The sequence below is a fragment of the Rhodobacter sp. 24-YEA-8 genome, assembly GCF_900105075.1.
Taxonomy (GTDB): Bacteria; Pseudomonadota; Alphaproteobacteria; order Rhodobacterales; family Rhodobacteraceae; genus Pseudogemmobacter.
In genome coordinates this window covers 1,345,550-1,365,882 of record NZ_FNSK01000001.1, presented here as the reverse complement: position 1 = coordinate 1,365,882, position 20,333 = coordinate 1,345,550, and the positions used below count along the sequence as shown (strand labels likewise).

Sequence of the window (20,333 nt, the reverse complement as noted above, 5' to 3'; positions counted from 1 at the left end):
GCTCAGCCCCTCAGCACGGCTTCGGCCGCCGTGATCGCAGCCTCAGCGCCGGCAATGTCATTGCCGCCGGCCTGAGCCATATCCGGGCGACCGCCGCCGCCTTTGCCGCCAAGCGCGGCCGCTGCCGCCTTGACCAGATCCACGGCCGAGACTTTGCCGGTAAGATCCTGGGTCACGCCTGCTGCCACCGCCGGTTTCGCGCCGGTATCGGCAATCAGCAGTACCGCACCCGAACCGATGCGGGTTTTCATCTCATCGATCAGGGCCGGAAGATCCTTGCCCGAAACGCCTTTCAACACCTGAGCAATCATCTTCACGCCGTTGATCTCTTTGGCTTCCGGGCCAGCAGAGCCGCCACCACCCATCGCAAGCTCGCGCCGCAGGGTGGCCACTTCATTCGTGAGGGTCCTGCGCTCTTCGGCCAGCGCGCGCACCCTTTCGACCACTTCAGCGACCGGTGCTTTCAGAACCGAGGCGACCTCTGCAAGGCGTTGCTCATGGGCGCGCAGATGTGCGAGCGCCGCATCGCCGGTCAGCGCCTCGATCCGGCGCACGCCGGCCGAAGACGCGGAATCGCCCAAAAGCACGAAGGCCCCGATATCGCCGGTGCGCCTGACATGCGTACCGCCGCAAAGCTCAAGACTATAGGTCGCCCCATCGGCCCCCTTGCCCGAAGCGGCAAGCTGCCCCATCGAAACGACGCGGACCTCATCGCCATACTTCTCGCCAAAGAGCGCCTGGGCGCCGATGCCGCGCGCGTCATCCGGCGTCATGATCCGGGTCTCAACGGCGGTGTTCTGGCGGATATAGTCATTCACCTCGGCCTCGACCTGCGCCAGTTCGGCAGCACTCAGCCCCTGACCATGCGAGAAGTCAAACCGCAGCCGGTCGGGCGCATTAAGCGAGCCCTTCTGCGCCACGTGATCCCCAAGGGCCGCGCGCAGCGCTTCATGCAGAAGATGGGTGGCCGAATGGTTCGCGCGGATCGCCGAACGGCGGGCATGCGAAACTTCAAGCCGCGCGGGCTGCCCCCGCGAGATGCCACCCTCGACCACCTTGCCGATATGGATGAAGATGCCGGCCGCCTTTTTGGTATCCGTCACCTCAACCACGCCGGTATCGGTGCGGATAAAGCCGGTATCGCCGACCTGACCGCCGCTTTCGGCATAGAACGGGGTCTGGTTGACGACGACCTGCACGGCCTCGCCGGTCTGTGCCGCGCCGATCTCGGCCCCATCGCGCACAAGCGCCTGAACAACACCTTCTGCGGCCTCGGTCTCATAGCCGAGAAACTCGGTTACGCCTTTCGATTCAGCCAGTTCGAACCAGATCTTCGCGTCCTTGGCCTCGCCGGTGCCGGACCAGGCGGCGCGGGCTTTCTGGCGCTGTTCGGCCATGGCAGCCTCGAAACCGGCCACATCGACATTGCGGCCCATCTCGCGCAGTGCGTCCTGGGTCAGGTCCAGCGGGAAGCCATAGGTGTCGTAAAGCTTAAACGCAGCCCCCCCGGGCAGATCGGCACCTTCCGGGATACGACCAAGTTCTTCGTCCAGCAGTTTCAGCCCGCGATCCAGGGTCTGGCCGAATTTGGTCTCCTCCAGCTTCAGCGTTTCCTCGATCAGGCTCTGGGCGCGGGTCAGTTCCGGATAGGCCGCCCCCATCTGCCGCACCAGTGCCGGCACCAGGCGGTGCATCACCGGATCCTTGGCGCCCAGCATATGCGCATGGCGCGCCGCACGGCGCAGGATGCGGCGCAGCACATAGCCGCGCCCTTCATTCGAGGGCATCACCCCATCCGCGATCAGGAACGAGGTTGAGCGCAGATGGTCCGCAATCACCCGGTGATGCACTTTGCCGGTCCCATCAGGGTCAGACGAGGTCACATGTGCCGAAGCCTCGATCAGGCTCCGCATCAGATCGGTGTCATAATTGTCGTGCTTGCCCTGCAACAGTGCGCCGATCCGCTCCAGCCCCATGCCGGTATCAATCGACTGCATGTCGAGCGGGCGCATCGTGCCATCCTCGAACTGCTCGTTTTGCATGAAAACGTTGTTCCAGATCTCGATGAAACGGTCGCCATCCTCATCCGCCGAACCGGGCGGGCCACCCCAGATCGAAGGACCGTGGTCGTAGAAAATCTCGGTGCAGGGGCCACAGGGGCCGGTCGGACCCATGCGCCAGAAATTATCATCCGAGGCAATGCGGATGATACGGTCATCCGACAGGCCCGAGACCTTCTTCCAGATATCCGCCGCCTCGTCATCGGTATGGTAGATCGTGACCAGCAGCTTGTCTTTCGTGAGGCCGAAATCTTTCGTCAGCAGCTCCCAGGCGAAAGCGATGGCCTGATCTTTGAAATAATCGCCGAAAGAGAAATTCCCCAGCATTTCAAAGAAGGTATGATGGCGCGCGGTATAGCCGACATTGTCGAGATCATTGTGCTTCCCGCCCGCCCGCACGCATTTCTGCGCGGTGGTGGCACGCTTGTAGTCGCGGTGCTCGGTGCCGGTGAACAGGTTCTTGAACTGCACCATGCCCGAATTGGTGAACATCAGCGTCGGGTCGTTGCGCGGCACCAGCGGCGAGCTTTCCACAACGCGGTGCCCGTTCTTCTTAAAGAAGTCGAGATAGGTGGTGCGGATGTCATTCAGCGACGCCATGGCCGGGCCTCTTCATGGAGGATGATCAGTTTTCGGCCTTCCATGTAACGGCGCCTTCCCCCCCTGTCCACGGTGGGATGCATCGGGACCGAAAAAAGGCCGCAAGTGAGAGGATGCCGGTTTCGAGGAAAGCAGGTGAAGCTGGTATGTCGCGGGCCTCAAACTACATTGCCCCGCGCACGACCGGCACGGGTGTCTTCGGCGCGATTTGCAGACGCGCCCAGCGAAGTCGCAGTTCTTGGTACCTGCTTCCTTGCGGGTTTGACAGAGCCTGCTGGCCGCCCCTTCGGCCTTCTGCGTTGCGAAGATGCTTTCTGGTGCCGTGTCAGCCATGGGTTTGCGGGTCAGCGGGAAGCTCATAGCCCGTAAACTGGGCGGGTTGACCCGGCCATCGCAACCGCCGGGATTTGGCTGTTGAGATGAAGACAGGACGAAGCAGCTCGGAACCGTTCTATGGGTGAAACCTGTGCAGGCCAGGAAGGCCGCCTGTCTTCAGGCCTGTCTGGCTGCCTTTCATCCCGCGTGAGACCCTGCGTCGGTTCTGTCGCGCGATCTCCTCTCCTGTTGAATGCCCTTGGTTCCGGAGCGCTGGCATCAACACCAGGTCGATTTGCACCAGATAAAAGCAATTCTCGCGGCCAGCGAAGGTGACCTGACAGGACGATGCGCAGGCAGACGCGATCCGCGGGTTCAAATGTAATTTTGCGCGGGTCACGGAGGAGCGGGATCCTCCGGAGAAAGGCAACGGTGGGTTCGTCCGGTCAGGACAACATTACGCGTATTCTTGTGTTCTGAGGCGATGAACCAATGGCGCGACAGGTGCGTCGGGGAGTATCGACCGACCATAAGGTCGGGCTGTGGCAGCGGTAGAAGGCCAGTGTGATGCACAGCTTCTGAGCGCACGGCCTGACTTCCGGCTCGTCATAAGCCCACTCAGGTTTCCCGGCCACGATCTTATCTTCGTGCCCGGGAAACCGGCAGCAGCTGATATGCGGGGCCTCCGGCCATGTTCTTATGACCAGGTCCAGACCCGATATCAGACCGCCATCTCAGACCCAGACCTCAAATCCAGCCTGGTGTCGGATCAGGCGTCATCCTCGACAACGCTTTCCTCGGGGGACATGTGGAAATCAAGCCCATTGGCCGCCCGGATCTTTTCTTCAATCGCATGGGCGGTGGCCGGGTTGTTCTTCAGGAAGGTTTTGGCGTTTTCACGCCCCTGGCCGATCCGCTCATCACCGTAAGAATACCAGGCGCCCGACTTCTCGACCACGCCGGCCTTGACGCCGATATCCACCAGCTCACCGGTTTTCGAGATCCCCTCGCCATACATGATGTCGAATTCGACCTGCTTGAACGGCGGCGCCACCTTGTTCTTGACCACTTTCACGCGGGTCGAGTTGCCGACCACCTCTTCGCGGTCCTTGATCGCGCCGATGCGGCGGATATCGAGCCGGACAGAGGCGTAGAATTTCAGCGCATTGCCACCGGTGGTGGTTTCGGGCGAGCCGAACATCACACCGATTTTCATGCGGATCTGGTTGATGAAGATCACCATGCAGTTCGATTTGCCGATCGAGGCGGTGAGTTTGCGCATCGCCTGGCTCATCAGACGGGCCTGGGCGCCGACCGTCGCGTCGCCCATATCGCCCTCAAGTTCCGCCTTCGGCGTCAGCGCGGCGACCGAGTCGACAACGATCATCGAGACCGCACCCGAGCGCACCAGGGTATCAACAATCTCAAGCGCCTGCTCGCCGGTATCGGGCTGCGAGATCAGGAGTTCATCAAGATTGACGCCGAGCTTTTTGGCATAGCTCGGGTCCAGCGCGTGTTCCGCATCCACAAAGGCGCAGACACCGCCCTTTTTCTGCTCTTCCGCAACGGCATGCAGCGTCAGCGTGGTCTTGCCCGAGCTTTCCGGCCCGTAAATCTCGATGATCCGCCCTTTCGGCAGGCCACCAATTCCAAGCGCGATATCCAGACCCAGCGAACCGGTCGAGGTCGCCTCAATCTCCATCGCTGGGCTGTCGGCGCCGAGCTTCATGATCGAGCCCTTGCCGAATTGCCGTTCGATCTGCTGGAGGGCGCTTTCCAGCGCCTTTTGCTTATCCATGTCTTTCTTGCTCCCGAAGTCCAGCAGGCTGGCTGTTGCCATGGCTTTTTTCCTTTATTTCACAGCCGCGCCGGAGCGGCAATCCCGAGGCATGTTTGCATTTTGTTCTTGTCGCTTATGGGAACAAACAGGGAAAATATCAACACAATTCTTTAAACGATCCTGATCGCAGAAAGCTTAACGTCCGGTTTACAACGGAAGGGGGAATTTTGCCCCGCGAGGCTGTTTTCAGCGCCCCATTCCGCGCTAGAAGCGAAAAAGCCGCCAAAAACCGAAGAGGTATCCGCAGGTGCTGGTATTCTGGGACCAAAAGCTCGTTCTGCTCGCCACGCCAAAGACCGGCTCGACCTCGCTGGCGACTGCGCTCGAATCGCTTGCCTCGGTCTCGGTCCAGCGTCCGCCGGTGCTGAAACATACCACCGTCCATCGCTATCGCCGCTTTGTCGGCCCCTATCTCGAAGCCACATCAAAGACCGGCTGGACGGTTGTGGCGCTGATGCGCGAGCCGCGGGACTGGCTGAATTCCTGGTACCGGTTCCGCTCGCGCGAGGATCAGACCGATCCGGAGAAATCGACCAAAGGCATGAGTTTCGACGATTTCGTGCGGGCCTGGTGCTGCGATCCGCGCCCCGCCTTTGCCGATGTCGGCGCCCAGGAGAAATTCCTGCGCCCGCGTCAGGGTCAGGGGGTAGACCGGTTGTTCCGCTATGATGAGATTGATGTCTTTATCGATTTTCTCGAAGACCGCCTTGGCTGTGAAATCATTCTGCCGCATGTGAATGTCTCTCCTCCCGGGGAAACCTATCTGACGCCGGAAACCGAAGCGCTGCTGCGAAGGGTCGCCAGCGCTGATTTCGCGCTTTATGAGACGCTGAAACATCCCGAACAGGCCTGACACCTGATCCGGGCCATCGATCCTGTCCGGCCAGTATCAATGCAACTGGCCCTGAACCGTCGCAGTCAGATCATTGAGCGAGAACGGTTTCGGCAGGAAAACCGAGTTCGGAATCTGTGACTGATCGGCGGCGAGGTGATCTTCGGTATAGCCCGAAACGAAGACCACCCTCGCATCGGGGCGGTCTTCCAGCGCGCGTTTTACCCAGGTCGGGCCGTCGAGGCCAGGCATCACCACATCGGTCACGAAAATATCGACCACCAGTGAAGGATCCTGCAACAGATCCAGCGCCTCTTCGGCATTGGCGGCCTCGATCACGGTATAGCCTCGCATCTTCAGTGCACGGCTGGCGAAAGCGCGTACCGCCGCCTCATCCTCGACCAGCAGCACAACACCGGCGCCATTGCGCAGCATCAGCGGGCGCACGGGCTCCTCGGTCTGGATTTCCCCGGCGGTCTGGCCCTCGCGGACGGGGAACAGAATCTCGAATGTGGTGCCCTGATCCGGTGCGCTTTCGACAAAGACATAGCCGCCGGATTGTTTGACGATGCCGTACACAGTCGAGAGGCCGAGCCCGGTGCCCTCGCCCGGGCGTTTGGTGGTGAAGAAGGGTTCGAAAATCTTGCCGATCCGGTCAGGCGGGATGCCGCAGCCGCTATCCGTAACCCGGATCACCGCCCAGCGACCCGCCGGCACCGTCGCGCCGTCGCGGCTGACCGGCTGCGAGAGGCTGATATCTTCGGTCTCGATCAGGATCGTGCCCTTGCCCGACATCGCGTCGCGCGCATTGACCACGAGGTTCATCAGCACCTGTTCCAGCCTCCGTCTGTCGGCCCGCACCTCACCCAGTTCAGGGTCATTTTTCAGGCTCAGCGTAATGCGCTCGCCGACCAGCCGGTTCAGGAGATGCGCGACCTCACTCAGCACATCCGAGAGGTCGAGCCGCTCTGGCTTCAGCGTCTGTTTGCGCGAAAATGCCAGCAGCTGGCTGACGAGTGCTGCGGCGCGATTGGCATTCTGGCGGATCTGTTCCAGGTCCGAGAAATCGGTGTCCTCATGGCCGTGGCGGAGCAAAAGCAGATCGCAATGGCCGGAGATCGCGGTCAGCAAATTGTTGAAATCATGCGCAATACCGCCGGTGAGCTGGCCGATCGCCTGCATCTTCTGGCTTTGATCGAACTGTGCCTCCATCTTCTTCAGCGCCGTCACATCCGAGAGGATCGCGAGCGCCTGCGCCCTGCCCTTTTCAACGAACCGGCTCAGCTGGACCTGAACGAAATTTTCTTCGTCCCCGCCCCCCGATGTGCTGCCTGAGCTGCCGCGCAGCCGCAACATCTCGGCCCCGGCCGGCAGGCGCTGTTCGATCACATCAGCCAGCCAGTCATTTACGGGACGGCCAAGATCTTCGAACAAATCATGCAGGGTCAAGGTCTCGACCGAGCGCTCGCCAAGAAGATCGCGCGCTGCCCTGTTCGCCAGGCGCAGCCCCCCATCAAGGCCGAACTTCATCAGCGCGACCGGCACGTTTTCAAAATCGACCTGCACTGTGTCATCTTCGCGCTGCGCAGGCGCGGGAAGCAAAAATATTTCGCGCCGGTCCCCCGGCCCGTCCAGCTCGGCCACGATGGCACGCATCGAGCCGGTGGCCGTTGCAACCTCGACCTCTTCGCCGCTGGTCACCCTGGGTTGCAGGAAGATACGGTCAAGCCGTTTGGGGCGCTCGCCCAGCACCCGGCGCATCGCCTCATTGGAAAACAGCACGACTCCGGCGCGGTTTGCGACCACCATCGGCAGGCTCAGCCCCTCGGCGCCGCGCCCGGCGGGGCTGCGATCTTCGAATTCCTCGATCCGCCACAGGAATTTATCGCTGGCAATCCGATGGACCGAAAGCCGCAAATGCCCGCGCCGGGTCACGATATCCTCATGCACGCCGCCATGATGAGCCGCCCGCGACTGCAGCCGGTACATGACCGCCGAAGGCGAGGCGATCTGTTCATGCAGGTGTGCCGCGAGCGTCGCCGGGGTCTGTTCGCCGAACCGCGCAACAGCGGCGCGGTTGCGAAACAGGATCTGCCCCATGATATCAGTGGAAAAACAGGGGGCTACATCCTCGCCGATCAGCAGGGACAGCCGGGCATTCATCTGCTCTTCCTCGCGCCGCGCGATCCGCGCCATCGCCCAGAGCGCGCAGGTCAGCAGCAAAAGCGCCAGCCCCGTCACCGCGAGCGTAAAGCGGAAGCCGCTTTCCCCCACCAGGATTGCAAGCGCCAGGCAGACGGCAGCGACCGCAACCAGCCAGCCGGCACGAACCGCAAGGCTGCGTGCGCCGTTCAGGATCCCGCCGCCTTCATACCCCGGAGATTGCACCCATTCCTCCGCTTCCCCACGATTGCACCTGGCGAGCAAAGACCGGAATTCGTTAACGTCGTCTTAACCTCGATAACGTGAGCGCCACCTTCCGGGCAGGATGCAGCCCTGACACCACCTTTTCAGGCGGGCAAAATGACCGAAGCGGCGGATCAGTCCCGCGACAACAGCGCCGAGAAGAAGCCGTCGCCCCCCTCAAGCGGGCCGTAGCGGCGGCTGGAAACTCGGGTCCAGCCGGCATGGCGGGCCAAAAAGGCCTCAACCTGGTCTTCGTTTTCCGCGCGCAGGAAAGAACAGGTCGCATAGGCGAGCCAGCCGCCGGGGGCGGTCATCGCCGCCGCGCGGTCAAGAATTTCCGCCTGGAGGCTGGTCAGCGCGGCCAGGCGCTCCGGCGTCAGTTGCCACTTGCCTTCCGGGTCACGCCGCCAGCTGCCCGAGCCGGAACAGGGCACGTCCGTCAGCACCAGATCATAGGGCGCAGCCTCCTCGGGCCTTGCGCTGAGCCGGACCTGCAGACCCGCACGGGCGGCACGGGTTTTCAGATCTTCCATACGGCGCGGGCTGGCGTCATGGGCGGTCAGTGACAGCCGCGCCATCGCCCCCATCGCCAGGGTTTTGCCGCCGCCGCCGGCACAAAGATCCAGAACCTTCATCCCGTCTTTCAGCGGCAGACCCAGCACCACCGCCTGCGAGGCGGCATCCTGCAACTCGACCAGCCCATCGGCAAAGACCCTGCCCGAGGCGATCAGCCGCTGGCCGGAGCGCGCCTCCAATGCGGTTGCGGCCAGCGGATGCGGCAGGGTCTCGATCCCTTCGGCCGCAAGCGCCGCGATGGCGGCCTCACGGCTTATCCGGGCGGTGTTGACGCGCAGGATAACCGGCGCGCGCAGCCGCATCGCCGCCATGACCGGCACAAAATCGGCGCCGAGCGCTTCACGTAACGGGAGCTCAAGCCAGTCGGGAATGTCAAACGCCTCGGCCCCTTCGGCGGAACGCGGCGTCTCGGTCTCGCCCAGAGGCGCCGGTGCGTGGTCAGAACCGTCAAACCAGAGCCCGATATCCTCGCCCCTGAGCCGCAAAACGCCCAGAACCAGCGCCCGACCGCTGGCCGCTGCCGCATCGGTTCCAGTGCGCCCCCCCGCTCCGGCCATGGCAAGCGCCGAACGCCGCTGGCGCAGCGCATCGAATACAAGATCCCGCACCGCTGCGCGGTCTTTCGAGCCGGCAAAGCGTGAGGCCCTGCCCCATGCGATCAGCGCCTTTTCGGCCGGGGTTCCGGCCAGGATCTGATCGAGGATCTCGATTGCTGCGGCGGCGCGGCCCGGGGAACGCATGTCGGTTTCCTTCCTGTGATCGGACGGCCCTGTGACGGGGGGATCACGTCATAAGTCTGGCCTGATCCTGATCGGATGAAAGCGCGCCCAAGGCAAGACCATCGCTATAAATGGATCATCTGGTCGCGTTGAAGACGTGTCTGGCGGGCCATTTTTCCGCGCGTAAAATAGATTTCGAAGATCAGTAACTTATGAAGACCCGCGCAAGACGTCAGAAGGTTGGCCTGAACTGCGGAAGAAAAAAAGGCGACCCCGCAGGGCCGCCTTTTCCACATGTCTGTCTCCGGCTCAGCCGACGCGGTAATTCGGGCTTTCGCGGGTGATCTGCACGTCATGGACATGGCTTTCCTTAAGCCCTGCCCCGGTGATGCGGACAAAGTCGCAGCCATTGCGCATATCGGCCACCGTGCCATTGCCGGTATAGCCCATCGCGGCGCGCAGCCCGCCCACCATCTGATGCAGCACCGTTGCAACCGGTCCCTTATAGGGCACCTGGCCTTCGATCCCTTCCGGGACCAGCTTGTCCGAGGCCGCATCCTTCTGGAAGTAGCGATCCGCCGAGCCACGCGCCATGGCGCCAAGGCTGCCCATGCCGCGATAGCTTTTGTAAGACCGGCCGTTCCACAGGATCACCTCGCCCGGGCTCTCATCCGTGCCCGCAATGGCCGATCCGACCATGGCGCAACTGGCGCCTGCCGCGATGGCCTTTGCGAAATCGCCCGAGAATTTGATGCCGCCATCGGCGATCACCGGAATATCCCCGGCTGCTGCCGCCGAATCCATGATTGCGGTCAGCTGCGGCACGCCAACACCAGCGACGATCCGCGTGGTGCAGATCGAGCCCGGGCCGATGCCGACCTTGACCGCATCCGCGCCTGCCTTGATCAGCGCCGCGGTCGCCTTGCCGGTCGCCACATTGCCCGCGACCACCTGCACCGCGTTCGAGAAATTCTTGATCCGCTCAACCGCGATCGCCACACCTTCGGAATGGCCATGCGCGGTGTCGATCACCACCATATCCACGCCGGCCTCGATCAGCGCTTTCGATCTGGCAAAGCCTTCCTCGCCAACGGTCGAGGCCGCAGCCACCCGAAGCCGCCCAAGATCATCCTTGCAGGCCTGGGGGTTCAGGACCGATTGCTCGGTATCTTTCAGGGTCAGAAGGCCGGTCAGTTTGCCACCGCCATCCGTCACCAGCAGCTTCTCGATCCGGCGCGCCTTCATCAGGCTGATCGCCGCCTCACGGTCGACCGGCTCCCGCAGGAGCGCCAGATTGTCCGAAGTCATCATCACCGAGACCGGCGTTTTGTCGTCGGAGGCAAAGCGCATATCACGGTTGGTCACGATGCCAACGACGCGGTTATCGCCATCGACCACCGGGAAGCCGGTGATATTGTAGCGCTCCATCAGCTCTTTGGCGTCTGCCAGGGTCTGATCGGCGCGCAGCGTGATCGGCGCATAGACCACGCCGGATTCGAACCGCTTGACCCGGCGAACCTCGCGGGCCTGGGCCTCGATATCAAGATTGCGGTGGATCACCCCGATGCCACCGGCCTGGGCCATGGCAATCGCCATCCGCCCTTCGGTCACCGTATCCATCGCGCTCGACAGAAGCGGGATGTTCATCCGGATGGATTTCGTCACAAAAGTCGAGGTATCTGCCGTGCTTGGCAGAACCGAGCTTGCCGCGGGAACAAGCAGGACATCGTCGAAGGTGAGAGCCTCGCGAATCTCCATAGGAATCTCCTCAGGGATCGTCGTTTGGCGGTTCCCCTTTTCACTTCCCCGCCGGTTGCGCAAGGGGGTCTGCCCGGCTTTTGTGAAACAGATCCGTGAAATACGTCATTCACCCGCTTTGCCCCCTTGCCTGTTCGCGGGCGCCCTGACGATATGGCAGGAATAATTCTTTCCCAGGGACCGGCCCATGCGCGTCACCATCGTCGAAAACACCCCCAGCACCCAGCACGGCCAGGTCGGTATCGCGCTGCATGAGGCGGGCGCCGCGATCAACCTGATCAAGCCGCGGAATGGCGAGGCAGTGCCGCTCGCGCCCGATACCGATGCGCTGGTGGTGTTTGGCGGCGAACAATATGCCGATGACGTAGAGACCCATCCCTATCTCGACCCGCTGGCCGATCTGATGCGCGCCTATAGCCTGGCCGATAAGCCGGTTCTGGGGATCTGCCTCGGCTCGCAGATCCTTGCACGCGCCTTTGGCGGGCAGAACCTGCGCGGTGTGGCGCCCGAGGCCGGCTGGTGCGAGGTCACGCCCTTGCCCGAGGCGGCTGAGGATGCGGTGATGCGGGCAGCGGCCGCGCCTTTCCGCATTTATCAGATGCATACCGACACCTTTACCCTGCCCGAAGGCGCGGTACGGCTGGCCTCGTCCCCCATGGCGGAAAACCAGTGTTTCCGGATCGGTCGCGCCACTTACGGGATGCAGTTCCATTTCGAGGTGAACCGCAACGTCGCCGCCGCCTGGAACCGCGAATTCCCCGAGGTTGTCGAAGCCACCCGCAAGGGCTGGGTTGAAGACATGCCGGCAGAGGCCGAAAAATGGGGTGCGGCAGCCGATCAAACCGGGCTTGCCCTGGCCCGCGCCTGGGTCGCCCTGATCTGAGTGATCAGGCCTCGCCGGTATTGGTCATATCGGCGAGCTTTCCCTTTGGCCAAAGCCTGAAGATCCGCCAGCAAACCACTGCTGAAAATACAGAAACTGCCAGCAAGACAGCGACGGATGTCGCTGTTGCGCCGCCTTGGGCCATACTGTCTGCCACCAGGACGACCGGCCAGATCGCACAGCCCCAGATCGGCGTGAATCCCGCTCTTCCCAGCCAGCCGGCTGCTGCGACAATCAAGAACAGCATGACGAGAGCGGCCAGTCCCAGAACCGCAGCCAGGGTTTCCTGACCAAAATTAAGCGCAACACTGGCGCAAAGCGCAACCGGCGCCAGATGCAGCACCAACATTGGCCGCAGAGGTGCCGGGGTCTGCTCGCGCAACAGCCCGATCAGCCCGGCCAGCAAAGCAAGACCTGCCGGCACCAGACAAATCACACTCAGAACTAGGGCTGCGCCGGTCCAGCTTTGCCCAATCAGCGCAGGCACCACCACCAATGGCCCCGCGTAAATCAACTGCATCCCCGGATCAGGCCAGGCCCAGGAATGTGGACCGGATTCGCGACGCCTGCGCCAGGCCAGGGTGAAAAAGACCAGCGCCAGAACCAGATGCGCGACCAGTGCGACCAGGGTCAGTCCGAATGATGACACCGGCCAGAGGGGCCGGATCAGCTGGCCCGCTATCATCCCCGAAATCGTTGCCGCAAACAGCCCGTTTCGGGAAACGATAACCCGAAAATCATCTTTGATTACAGAAGGTCGCCGGACTATTCTCACAGCCAGAGCGAAGATGCAGAACAGCCAGAAGGCCAGTAAGAGCCCCGCCGCCATATCTGCCGCCGCCACCGGCAGATCGGTGGCAATCAGCACCTCCCGCAGAACCAGAGGCAGCGACATCAGCCCGGCCAGCGCGGTAAAAATCACCGGTGGCGTCCGGGCAAAAAGCCGGGTCTGGCGCGGCGGAAACTCCGGCGCCGGAAAGCGTTTGGGGCGAAGCCCTGCAGGATCCTGGGACATGGTCACCTCCTCTGCGCAGCAAAGCGGGGAATTGCGGTCGCCTCAAGGCGATCCGATGTCGCGGCCGGGCTTGCCATTCCGCAAACTCGGCACCAATGTCGCGCCAAAACGGGGAGAGAGACCATGACTTCGAACACCGCAAAGCCCGCCCGGCTGAACCTGCCCTTCGTGGGAATTTCCACTTTCGGCAAAAACGCTTACCAGCCGGACTGGGATAAGATCGACGCCGATGTGGCCGTGATGGGCGCGCCTTTCGACTTCGGCACACAGTTCCGCGCCGGCGCCCGTTTCGGACCGCGCGCGATCCGCGAAGCCTCGACGCTGTTTTCCTTCGGACTGGGCGGCGCCTATGATCACGAAGACGACGCGACCTATCTGGCCGAGGATGTACGGATCGTCGATATCGGAGATGCGGATATCGTTCATACCGATACCGAAACCAGCCACGCCAATATCGAGGCGGGCGTGCGCGCCATGCTTGATGCCGGCGCGCTGCCGGTGGTGCTGGGCGGCGATCATTCGATCAATATCCCCTGTATCCGCGCCTTTGAAGGCCGCGGCCCGATCCATATCCTGCAGATCGACGCGCATCTCGATTTCGTCGATATCCGCCACGGCGTGCGTCATGGCCATGGCAACCCGATGCGCCGCGCCGCCGAAAAGGACTATGTCACCGGGATCACCGCGCTCGGGATCCGCAATGTGTCCTCGACCGCGAAAGACGGCTATGATGCCGCGCGCAGGATGGGTGATGACATCATCTCGGTGCGCCAGGCCCGCAAGCTGGGAACCGAGGGCGTATTGGCCCGCATCCCTGCAGATGCCCGCGTCTATGTGACGATCGACATTGACGGTTTCTGCCCCTCGATCGCCCCGGGGACCGGCACGCCCTCGCATGGCGGCTTCCTCTATTATGAAGTGCTCGAGGTGCTCCAGGCCGTCGCCAACCGCCATGAGGTGGTTGGTATGGACCTGGTCGAGGTGGCGCCGGACTATGATCACTCCGGCTCGACACAGATCCTCGCGGCCCAGGTGCTGCTGAATTTCCTCGGTTTCATCTTCCATGCGCGCGGGAAACGCGGCTGAGGCTTGCCGTGACCGGGTCTGACCCGGTATCAATCGGCAGATGATAGCGATAACGGCAGCGGGAATACCCGCTGCCCCGTCTTGTGATGGAGTGACCTATGGCCCTGGCGATCCTTGCCGATATCGGCGGCACCAATACGCGGGTCGCCCTCGCTGAAGGGTCACAGGTGGTCGAAGGCTCGATCCGGCGTTTTCCGAATGCAGAATATAAGGCGCGCGGCCAGGATATTGCCGCGATCCTGCGCGACTATCTCACGGATGCCGGCGTGACGGTTGAGGGCGTCTGTGTCGCTGCCGCCGGCCCGGTGCAGGATGGGGTCGCGACCATGACCAATCTCGACTGGGTGATGGATGACGACAAGCTTCGCAGCGCCACCGGAGCGCATCGGGTCTCGATCCTGAACGACCTCCAGGCCCAGGGACACGCGCTTGGCCATATCGCGCCGGATTGCCTGAGGCCGCTGATCGACGGCGCGGCGGTTCCGGGCCAGACCATGCTGGTTGTGGGGCTGGGGACCGGGGTCAATGCCGCGCCGGTCTATGGCCACGGGGCCGATCGCGTGGTGCCGCCCTCGGAAAGCGGCCATATGAATATGCCGGTCCGCAGCGAGGAAGACCTCGCGCTTTTGCGGTTCATCGAGGCGCTGCTGCAGGGTCGCGGTGAGGTCGCACATTGCGGCGTCGAGGAAGTCCTCGCCGGGCGTGGCCTGGCCAATCTCTACAGTTTTGCAAGCCATCAGGCCGGCAACCAGGACGAGAAATCCTCTGCCGAAATCCTCGGGCTGCTGACGGCAGGAGACCCGGTCGCCGCAGATGCCGCTCGGCTCTACAGCCATATCCTGGCCGGTTTCCTCTCTGATCTGGCGCTGAGCTATCTGCCCTGGGGCGGCATCTATCTGATCGGCGGCATGGCCCGGGCGATGACGCCCTGGTTCGAACAGCATCACCTCGCCGCGCAGTTCCGCGAACCGCGCCGGGTCGATCTGCTGACCCATGCCTTCCGCGTCTCGGTGGTGGAAGATGATTACGCCGCCCTGACCGGCTGCGCCGCCTGGCTTGAGGCGCTGCGCCCGCATTGAAACGCTGCGCGTCTGGCTGATTGCGGAAGCCTCCGGCGGGGATATTTAGAGACAGATGAAATCAGCTGAGGATTTTCATCTGTCTCTAAATATCCCGGGGGAGTCCCGGAACGGGACGGGGGCAGCGCCCCCAGCCCGACCAGTGAAAATCACCCCGGCAGGCGTTCTTTCAGGAAGCCGAGCGCCGCGCCAAGGCCGTCGGGCGCGATACCGTGACCGGTTCCCTGCATCACATGCGCATAGGTCTCGAATCCGGCGCTGACCAGCGCGTCTCCTGCAAGGGACATATCCTCGAAGGGGACCACCGGATCCTGATCGCCATGGATCAGCAGCACCGGGGGCTTCACCTTCGCCTCGGCTGCGAGCAATTCCGGCGCGAGCAAGCGTCCGGAAATAGCGACAATACCCGCCAGTGGCAGGCTGCGGCGGGGGGCGACATGCAGGCTCATCATCGCGCCTTGTGAAAACCCGATCAGCGCAAGCGCAGATGGCTCCAGCCCCTCGTCCTTCAGCCTCGCATCCAGAAAGCCGTTCAGGTCTTCTGCCGCTGCAAGCAACCCCTGGCGCGCCGCGTCTTCGGACGAGCCGTCGAGCCATGGGATCGGGAACCACTGCCGGCCAAAGGGCGTGCCGGCGCAGGGGTCCGGCGCGTCGGGCGCGGCAAAAGCCGTATCCGGCAGATGCGGCGCCAGCGCATCGGCGAGGCCCAGAAGGTCATTTCCGTCGGCGCCGTACCCATGTAGGAACACGATCAGCGATTTCGCCCGACCCTGCGCTGCACCCTTGCGTCCGAATTTCAGCTCTCTCATCCCATAATCCCTTCACGGCCCCTGTCCACCCGGTAGTAGGACCACAAAAGCCGTGCCGCAACCGATCTCCAGGGCGCCCAGGCAAGTGACATGGCGCGGAGGTCCTTTTCGGAGGGGCGTTCGTCGAGGCCAAACAGCCGGCGTGCGGATTCCTGCAAGGCCAGATCACCGGGCGCGAAGACATCGGCATGGCCAAGCGCGAACATCGCATAGATCTCGGCGGTCCAGCGTCCGATCCCAGGCAGCGCCACCAGCTGCGCGATCACGGCATCGGTCGGCGCCTGCCTGAGCCCCGCATAATCCAGCCGCGCCGCCGCCAGCGCTTTGGCATAGCGCGCCTTTTGTCGCGACAGCCCGGCCGCGCGCAGATCCTCTTCGCCGGCCGCGTCAATGCGGTTCTCATCGAGATAGCCCGCCGCCGCCATCCGCGCACGAATCGCTGTGGCCGAAGCGACCGAAACCTGCTGCGAGATGATCGCATCCAGCAGCGCTTCGAACCCATCCTGGCGCAGCCGCAAGGGCGGCATCCCGGTCAGCCCGGCGGCATGGGCAAAGCGCGGATCGAGGCGCGAGAGCCAGTCGATCCCTTCGGCGAGACAGGGCTCGCCCAGAATGATGCGGGGCGTGGTCATAAGCGCAACCTGATCACGCGCCGCTGCCAATGGCAATCCGCCGCAGTGCCACGGCGCTGTCGGCCCCTTGACCCTGCCCCCCGGGAAGCTCTTACCTCACGCCATGACCGCGACTCATCCCTCTCCCGCTTCCGACGCGCTGGCCAGGCGCAATGTGGTGATCCTGATCATCGCTCAGGCGATGCTGGGCGCACAGATGCCGTTGATCTTCACCGTGGCGGGGCTGGCGGGGCAGAGCCTTGCCTCGAATATCTGCTGGGCGACGCTTCCGGTCACGCTCACCGTGCTGGGTTCGATGCTGAGCGCCACGCCGATATCGGCCTTTATGCAGCGCTATGGGCGGGCGGCGGGGTTTATCCTCGGTGCGCTTGGCGGCGCGCTTGGCGGGGCCTTTGGCGCCTGGGGCCTGTGGGTGGGCAGTTTCACCCTCTTTTGCGTCGGAGCCTTCTTTTCCGGCACCTATATGAGCGCGCAGGGCTTCTACCGCTTCGCCGCAGCGGATACCGCATCAGACAGCTTCCGCCCACGCGCCATTTCCTGGGTCATGGGGGGCGGGCTGCTTTCAGCGTTGCTGGCACCGCTGATCTTCCGCGCGACCTCGGATGCGCTGGTCATCACCTTTACCGGCAGCTATCTCGCCATTATCGCAATCAACCTGATCGGCCTTTTCCTGTTCTTCGCGCTGAAAATCCCGCGCCCTGTTGCACGTGTCGACACCGGCCAGGGCCGCAGCCGGGGCGAGCTGATCCGCACCCCCGTGATCGCAGTCGCGATGATCTGCGCCACGGTCTCTTACGCGCTGATGAACCTCGTCATGACCTCTTCCCCACTGGCCGTGGTGGGCTGCGGCTTTGAGAAATCCGATGCCTCGAACATCGTCTCGGCCCATGTGCTGGCCATGTATCTGCCGAGCTTCTTCACCGGCCATCTGATCGCCCGTTTCGGGGTCGAGAAAATCATTGCCATCGGGCTGATGATCCTTGCGGGCGCCGGAGCGGTCGCGATGACCGGTGTCCAGCTTGTGCATTTTTATGCCGCGCTGATCCTGCTGGGTATTGGCTGGAATTTCGGCTTCATCGGCGCGACCACAATGCTGACCGCCGCACAGCGCCCGGAAGAGCGTGGCCGCCTGCAGGGGCTGAATGATCTGGTCGTATTCGGGGGCGTGACGCTGGCGTCGCTCTCCTCGGGCGGGCTGATGAACTGCTCGGGGGGATCGCCCCAGACCGGCTGGCAGATGGTCAATCTTGCGATGCTGCCCTTCCTCGTGCTGGCCGGCGGGGCGCTGATCTGGCTCTGGCTGCGCCCGAAAGAGGCGTGATCAGAACCGCCCGCTGAGCGCCTGCCATAACAGCCCGCCGCGCCGGCCGAATTCCGCAAGTGTCAGCCGGCCCTCGGCTATTGCTTCCGGATCAGCCGAAGCGCGCGCCAGAATTGCCCCGGCCTGCCAGCCCGGCAAAAGTGCCGCACGTGCCGCACGCGGGATGCTGCGTCGCCCTGCCCTTGCGGCCTTCAGCCATTCGAGCCCCTCACGCGCCAGCACCTCGGGCACGGCCTCGGGCAAGGGGTGACGGCCCCGCGCGCTCAGTTCCGGCACCGCGCGGAAATAGCCCGCCATCGCCGAGGCCCGGCCATAAAGCCGCACTGCCTCCTCCGCCGCAGGCCCTGCCCCAAGCGCCAGCGCCGAAAGCCACATCAGCCCGCCGCCGGTCGCGCCCAGATAGTCGTAAAAGGCGGTCTCCGAAGTGAAGACCCCGCCCCAGGCATCATGGCGACGCGCTTCTATCATCTGGTCAAAGGCCTCGAAGGGCAGAGATTTCTCGCGGATCAGCGCGTTCAGCGGCCCTGCCACTTCATGGGCGCGCGCGGGCTCTCCGGCAATCGCGGCCTCGACCACCTCGCGCCACCATTGCAGCCGCATCTCGGCGATCATCGGCTCTTTCGTGGTCCAGGGGATACGCGCGAGTTCCAGATTGAACGCGTAAAGCGGCAGGAGATCAGCCCGCGCCTGAACCGGCGCCGCCATCAGCGCCTGCCAGCGGTCGGGGTCGCCACGCGCAACCAGCGCGGCACAGGCGTCAAGGCTCACGACGCCGCCTCCGTATCGCGGGTCAGCTTCCAGCGCACCGCATCGAGCAGCGCCTCGAATGACGCGTCGACTATGTTGGGCGAGACGCCGACCGTCGACCAGCGCCGCCCTTTGCCATCCTCGCTGTCGATGATGACGCGGGTGACGGCCTCTGTGCCGCCCTGCGTGATCCGAACCTTGAAATCCACGAGCCGCATATCCCCGATCAGTGCCTGCCAGGGGCCAAGATCTTTCGCCAGCGCTTTCCACAAGGCATTGACCGGGCCGCGGTCATTCCCTGCCCCGTCCTGGCTTTCCGAAACCGAAAGCATCCGCTCGCCCCCGGCATCCACAACCACCACCGCTTCTGAGAGGGTCCGGCGGCTGCCATCGGGTTCATCGCGCCGCTCGACCGTCACCCGGTAGCGCAGCACTTCGAAGAAATGCGCGGCCAGCCCCAGCTCGCGCCGCGCCACCATCTCGAACGAAGCCTGGGCGCCATCATAGGCATAGCCCTGATCTTCGCGGCGTTTCACCTCTTCAAGGATCAGCGCAAGGCGCGGGTCTTTCGGGTCAACCATGATCCCCGCAAGCGCCAGCTGCGCCCGCAGGTTCGACTGCCCGGCCTGGTTCGACATCGGGATCTGGCGGGTATTGCCGACAAGGCCGGGATCCATATGTTCATAGGTCGAGGGATCCTTGAGGATCGCACTGGCATGCAGCCCCGCCTTATGGGCAAAGGCCGATGCCCCGACATAGGGCGCCGAGCGCAATGGCACCCGGTTCAGGATGTCGTCAAGCATCCGGCTGGTCTTTACCAGCGCGGCCATAGCCTGATCGGAAACCCCGGTTTCAAGTATGTCCGCAAAGGGCGCTTTCAACTTCAGGGTCGGGATCAGCGTCACCAGATTGGCATTGCCGCAGCGCTCGCCCAACCCATTAAGTGTGCCCTGGATCTGACGACACCCCGCCTCGACCGCCGCAAGCGAATTGGCGATCGCATTGCCAGTATCATCATGGCAATGGATGCCAAGCCTTGCCCTCGGAATGCCGGCCGCGATCACCTCGCGCACCACGCGACCAACCTCGCCCGGCAGCGTGCCGCCATTGGTGTCGCAAAGCACGATCCAGCGCGCGCCCGCCGCCTCGGCTGCGCGCAGACAGTCGAGCGCATAACCGGGATTGGCACGGTAGCCATCGAAGAAATGCTCGGCATCGAACAAGGCCTCACGCCCCTTCGCCACGACATGGCGCAGGGACGCCGAAATCGCCTCGAGGTTTTCCTCCAGCGTCACGCCGAGCGCGGTTGTCACATGAAATTCATGCGTCTTCCCGACCAGGCAGACCGCAGGCGTTTCCGCATCAAGCACCGCCGCCAACACATCGTCATTCTCGGCTGACCGTCCGACCCGCTTTGTCATGCCAAAAGCGGTCATCACCGCGCGGGTCTGTGGCGCCTCGCGAAAGAAATCGCTGTCGGTCGGGTTCGCGCCCGGCCAGCCGCCTTCGATGTAATCCACCCCGAGCCGGTCCAGGGCCCGCGCAATCGCCACTTTCTCTGCGGCCGAGAATTGCACACCCTGGGTCTGCTGCCCGTCGCGCAAAGTGGTATCAAAGAGATAAAGACGCTCTTTCATTCCGGCGCCCCTTCTTCC

General features: G+C 63.3%; 15 protein-coding genes. 5 read left to right on the top strand and 10 right to left on the bottom strand.

Translation table 11 applies throughout. From position 1 onward, the window contains the following. Positions 1 to 2: 2 nt before the first annotated feature. Together alaS and recA are read right to left on the bottom strand one after the other, a co-directional pair. On the bottom strand, positions 3 to 2,660 hold the full coding sequence (gene alaS / locus BLW25_RS06840; protein WP_092897575.1) for an alanine--tRNA ligase: 2,658 nt from the start codon (positions 2,658 to 2,660) through the stop codon (positions 3 to 5). A 1,084-nt stretch (positions 2,661 to 3,744) separates the two neighbouring features. Then, complete coding sequence (recA, locus tag BLW25_RS06835) at positions 3,745 to 4,815, bottom strand: recombinase RecA (protein ID WP_092897573.1); 1,071 nt, start codon at positions 4,813 to 4,815, stop codon at positions 3,745 to 3,747. Between the two features lie 247 nt (positions 4,816 to 5,062). Here recA and BLW25_RS06830 point away from each other — a divergent pair, with 247 nt between their 5' ends. After that, complete coding sequence (locus BLW25_RS06830; protein WP_092897571.1) at positions 5,063 to 5,668, top strand: hypothetical protein; 606 nt, start codon at positions 5,063 to 5,065, stop codon at positions 5,666 to 5,668. 36 nt (positions 5,669 to 5,704) lie between these two features. Here the strand turns inward: BLW25_RS06830 and BLW25_RS06825 are convergent, their stop codons facing one another. The 3 genes from BLW25_RS06825 to guaB form a co-directional block, all read right to left on the bottom strand. Beyond that, positions 5,705 to 8,035 carry a hybrid sensor histidine kinase/response regulator gene (locus BLW25_RS06825; protein WP_253188259.1) on the bottom strand — a complete coding sequence of 777 codons (2,331 nt, stop codon included), beginning with the start codon at positions 8,033 to 8,035 and terminating at the stop codon, positions 5,705 to 5,707. A gap of 152 nt (positions 8,036 to 8,187) precedes the next feature. Beyond that, entirely contained in the window at positions 8,188 to 9,369 is a 1,182-nt protein-coding gene (locus BLW25_RS06820; RefSeq protein WP_092897569.1) for an RsmB/NOP family class I SAM-dependent RNA methyltransferase, read from the bottom strand. A 288-nt stretch (positions 9,370 to 9,657) separates the two neighbouring features. Continuing rightward, positions 9,658 to 11,106: an IMP dehydrogenase gene (gene guaB / locus BLW25_RS06815; protein ID WP_092897567.1), complete on the bottom strand. Its 1,449-nt coding sequence runs from the start codon at positions 11,104 to 11,106 to the stop codon at positions 9,658 to 9,660. 187 nt (positions 11,107 to 11,293) lie between these two features. On the opposite strand from guaB, the gene BLW25_RS06810 reads away from it, so the two are divergent. Beyond that, positions 11,294 to 11,989 carry a type 1 glutamine amidotransferase gene (locus BLW25_RS06810; RefSeq protein ID WP_092897565.1) on the top strand — a complete coding sequence of 232 codons (696 nt, stop codon included), beginning with the start codon at positions 11,294 to 11,296 and terminating at the stop codon, positions 11,987 to 11,989. A gap of 4 nt (positions 11,990 to 11,993) precedes the next feature. On the opposite strand, the gene BLW25_RS06805 is transcribed toward BLW25_RS06810, so the two are convergent. Beyond that, complete coding sequence (locus BLW25_RS06805; protein WP_092897563.1) at positions 11,994 to 13,004, bottom strand: TDT family transporter; 1,011 nt, start codon at positions 13,002 to 13,004, stop codon at positions 11,994 to 11,996. A 123-nt stretch (positions 13,005 to 13,127) separates the two neighbouring features. On the opposite strand from BLW25_RS06805, the gene speB reads away from it, so the two are divergent. Both speB and BLW25_RS06795 read left to right on the top strand, forming a co-directional pair. Beyond that, complete coding sequence (gene speB / locus BLW25_RS06800) at positions 13,128 to 14,090, top strand: agmatinase (protein WP_092897561.1); 963 nt, start codon at positions 13,128 to 13,130, stop codon at positions 14,088 to 14,090. 98 nt (positions 14,091 to 14,188) lie between these two features. Then, positions 14,189 to 15,169: a glucokinase gene (locus BLW25_RS06795; protein WP_092897559.1), complete on the top strand. Its 981-nt coding sequence runs from the start codon at positions 14,189 to 14,191 to the stop codon at positions 15,167 to 15,169. 149 nt (positions 15,170 to 15,318) lie between these two features. Here BLW25_RS06795 and BLW25_RS06790 read toward each other — a convergent pair whose 3' ends face one another. Together BLW25_RS06790 and BLW25_RS06785 are read right to left on the bottom strand one after the other, a co-directional pair. Next, positions 15,319 to 15,978: an alpha/beta hydrolase gene (locus BLW25_RS06790; RefSeq protein ID WP_092897557.1), complete on the bottom strand. Its 660-nt coding sequence runs from the start codon at positions 15,976 to 15,978 to the stop codon at positions 15,319 to 15,321. Next, the gene (locus BLW25_RS06785) at positions 15,975 to 16,610 is read right to left on the bottom strand and encodes a DNA-3-methyladenine glycosylase family protein (RefSeq protein ID WP_092901662.1); all 636 of its coding nucleotides are present in this window, start codon (positions 16,608 to 16,610) and stop codon (positions 15,975 to 15,977) included. Before BLW25_RS06785 ends, BLW25_RS06790 begins: the two co-directional genes overlap by 4 nt. 103 nt (positions 16,611 to 16,713) lie before the next feature. Here BLW25_RS06785 and BLW25_RS06780 point away from each other — a divergent pair, with 103 nt between their 5' ends. Then, positions 16,714 to 17,931, top strand: a complete 1,218-nt coding sequence (locus tag BLW25_RS06780; protein WP_092897555.1) for an MFS transporter — start codon at positions 16,714 to 16,716, stop codon at positions 17,929 to 17,931. On the opposite strand, the gene BLW25_RS06775 is transcribed toward BLW25_RS06780, so the two are convergent. Together BLW25_RS06775 and cimA are read right to left on the bottom strand one after the other, a co-directional pair. Continuing rightward, the gene (locus tag BLW25_RS06775; RefSeq protein ID WP_092897554.1) at positions 17,932 to 18,699 is read right to left on the bottom strand and encodes a phytoene/squalene synthase family protein; all 768 of its coding nucleotides are present in this window, start codon (positions 18,697 to 18,699) and stop codon (positions 17,932 to 17,934) included. It abuts the gene before it with no gap. Next, positions 18,696 to 20,315 carry a citramalate synthase gene (gene cimA, locus BLW25_RS06770; protein ID WP_092897553.1) on the bottom strand — a complete coding sequence of 540 codons (1,620 nt, stop codon included), beginning with the start codon at positions 20,313 to 20,315 and terminating at the stop codon, positions 18,696 to 18,698. Before cimA ends, BLW25_RS06775 begins: the two co-directional genes overlap by 4 nt. Positions 20,316 to 20,333 lie beyond the last annotated feature (18 nt).

Bases quoted from the DNA above. Each gene is read 5' to 3' on its own strand.
- BLW25_RS06790 (WP_092897557.1), bottom strand. From the start codon at position 15,978: ATGAGAGAGCTGAAATTCGGACGCAAGGGTGCAGCGCAGGGTCGGGCG.
- BLW25_RS06805 (WP_092897563.1), bottom strand. From the start codon at position 13,004: ATGTCCCAGGATCCTGCAGGGCTTCGCCCCAAACGCTTTCCGGCGCCG.
- guaB (WP_092897567.1), bottom strand. From the start codon at position 11,106: ATGGAGATTCGCGAGGCTCTCACCTTCGACGATGTCCTGCTTGTTCCC.
- BLW25_RS06810 (WP_092897565.1), top strand. From the start codon at position 11,294: ATGCGCGTCACCATCGTCGAAAACACCCCCAGCACCCAGCACGGCCAG.
- speB (WP_092897561.1), top strand. From the start codon at position 13,128: ATGACTTCGAACACCGCAAAGCCCGCCCGGCTGAACCTGCCCTTCGTG.
- cimA (WP_092897553.1), bottom strand. From the start codon at position 20,315: ATGAAAGAGCGTCTTTATCTCTTTGATACCACTTTGCGCGACGGGCAG.
- alaS (WP_092897575.1), bottom strand. From the start codon at position 2,660: ATGGCGTCGCTGAATGACATCCGCACCACCTATCTCGACTTCTTTAAG.
- recA (WP_092897573.1), bottom strand. From the start codon at position 4,815: ATGGCAACAGCCAGCCTGCTGGACTTCGGGAGCAAGAAAGACATGGAT.
- BLW25_RS06795 (WP_092897559.1), top strand. From the start codon at position 14,189: ATGGCCCTGGCGATCCTTGCCGATATCGGCGGCACCAATACGCGGGTC.
- BLW25_RS06820 (WP_092897569.1), bottom strand. From the start codon at position 9,369: ATGCGTTCCCCGGGCCGCGCCGCCGCAGCAATCGAGATCCTCGATCAG.
- BLW25_RS06780 (WP_092897555.1), top strand. From the start codon at position 16,714: ATGACCGCGACTCATCCCTCTCCCGCTTCCGACGCGCTGGCCAGGCGC.
- BLW25_RS06785 (WP_092901662.1), bottom strand. From the start codon at position 16,610: ATGACCACGCCCCGCATCATTCTGGGCGAGCCCTGTCTCGCCGAAGGG.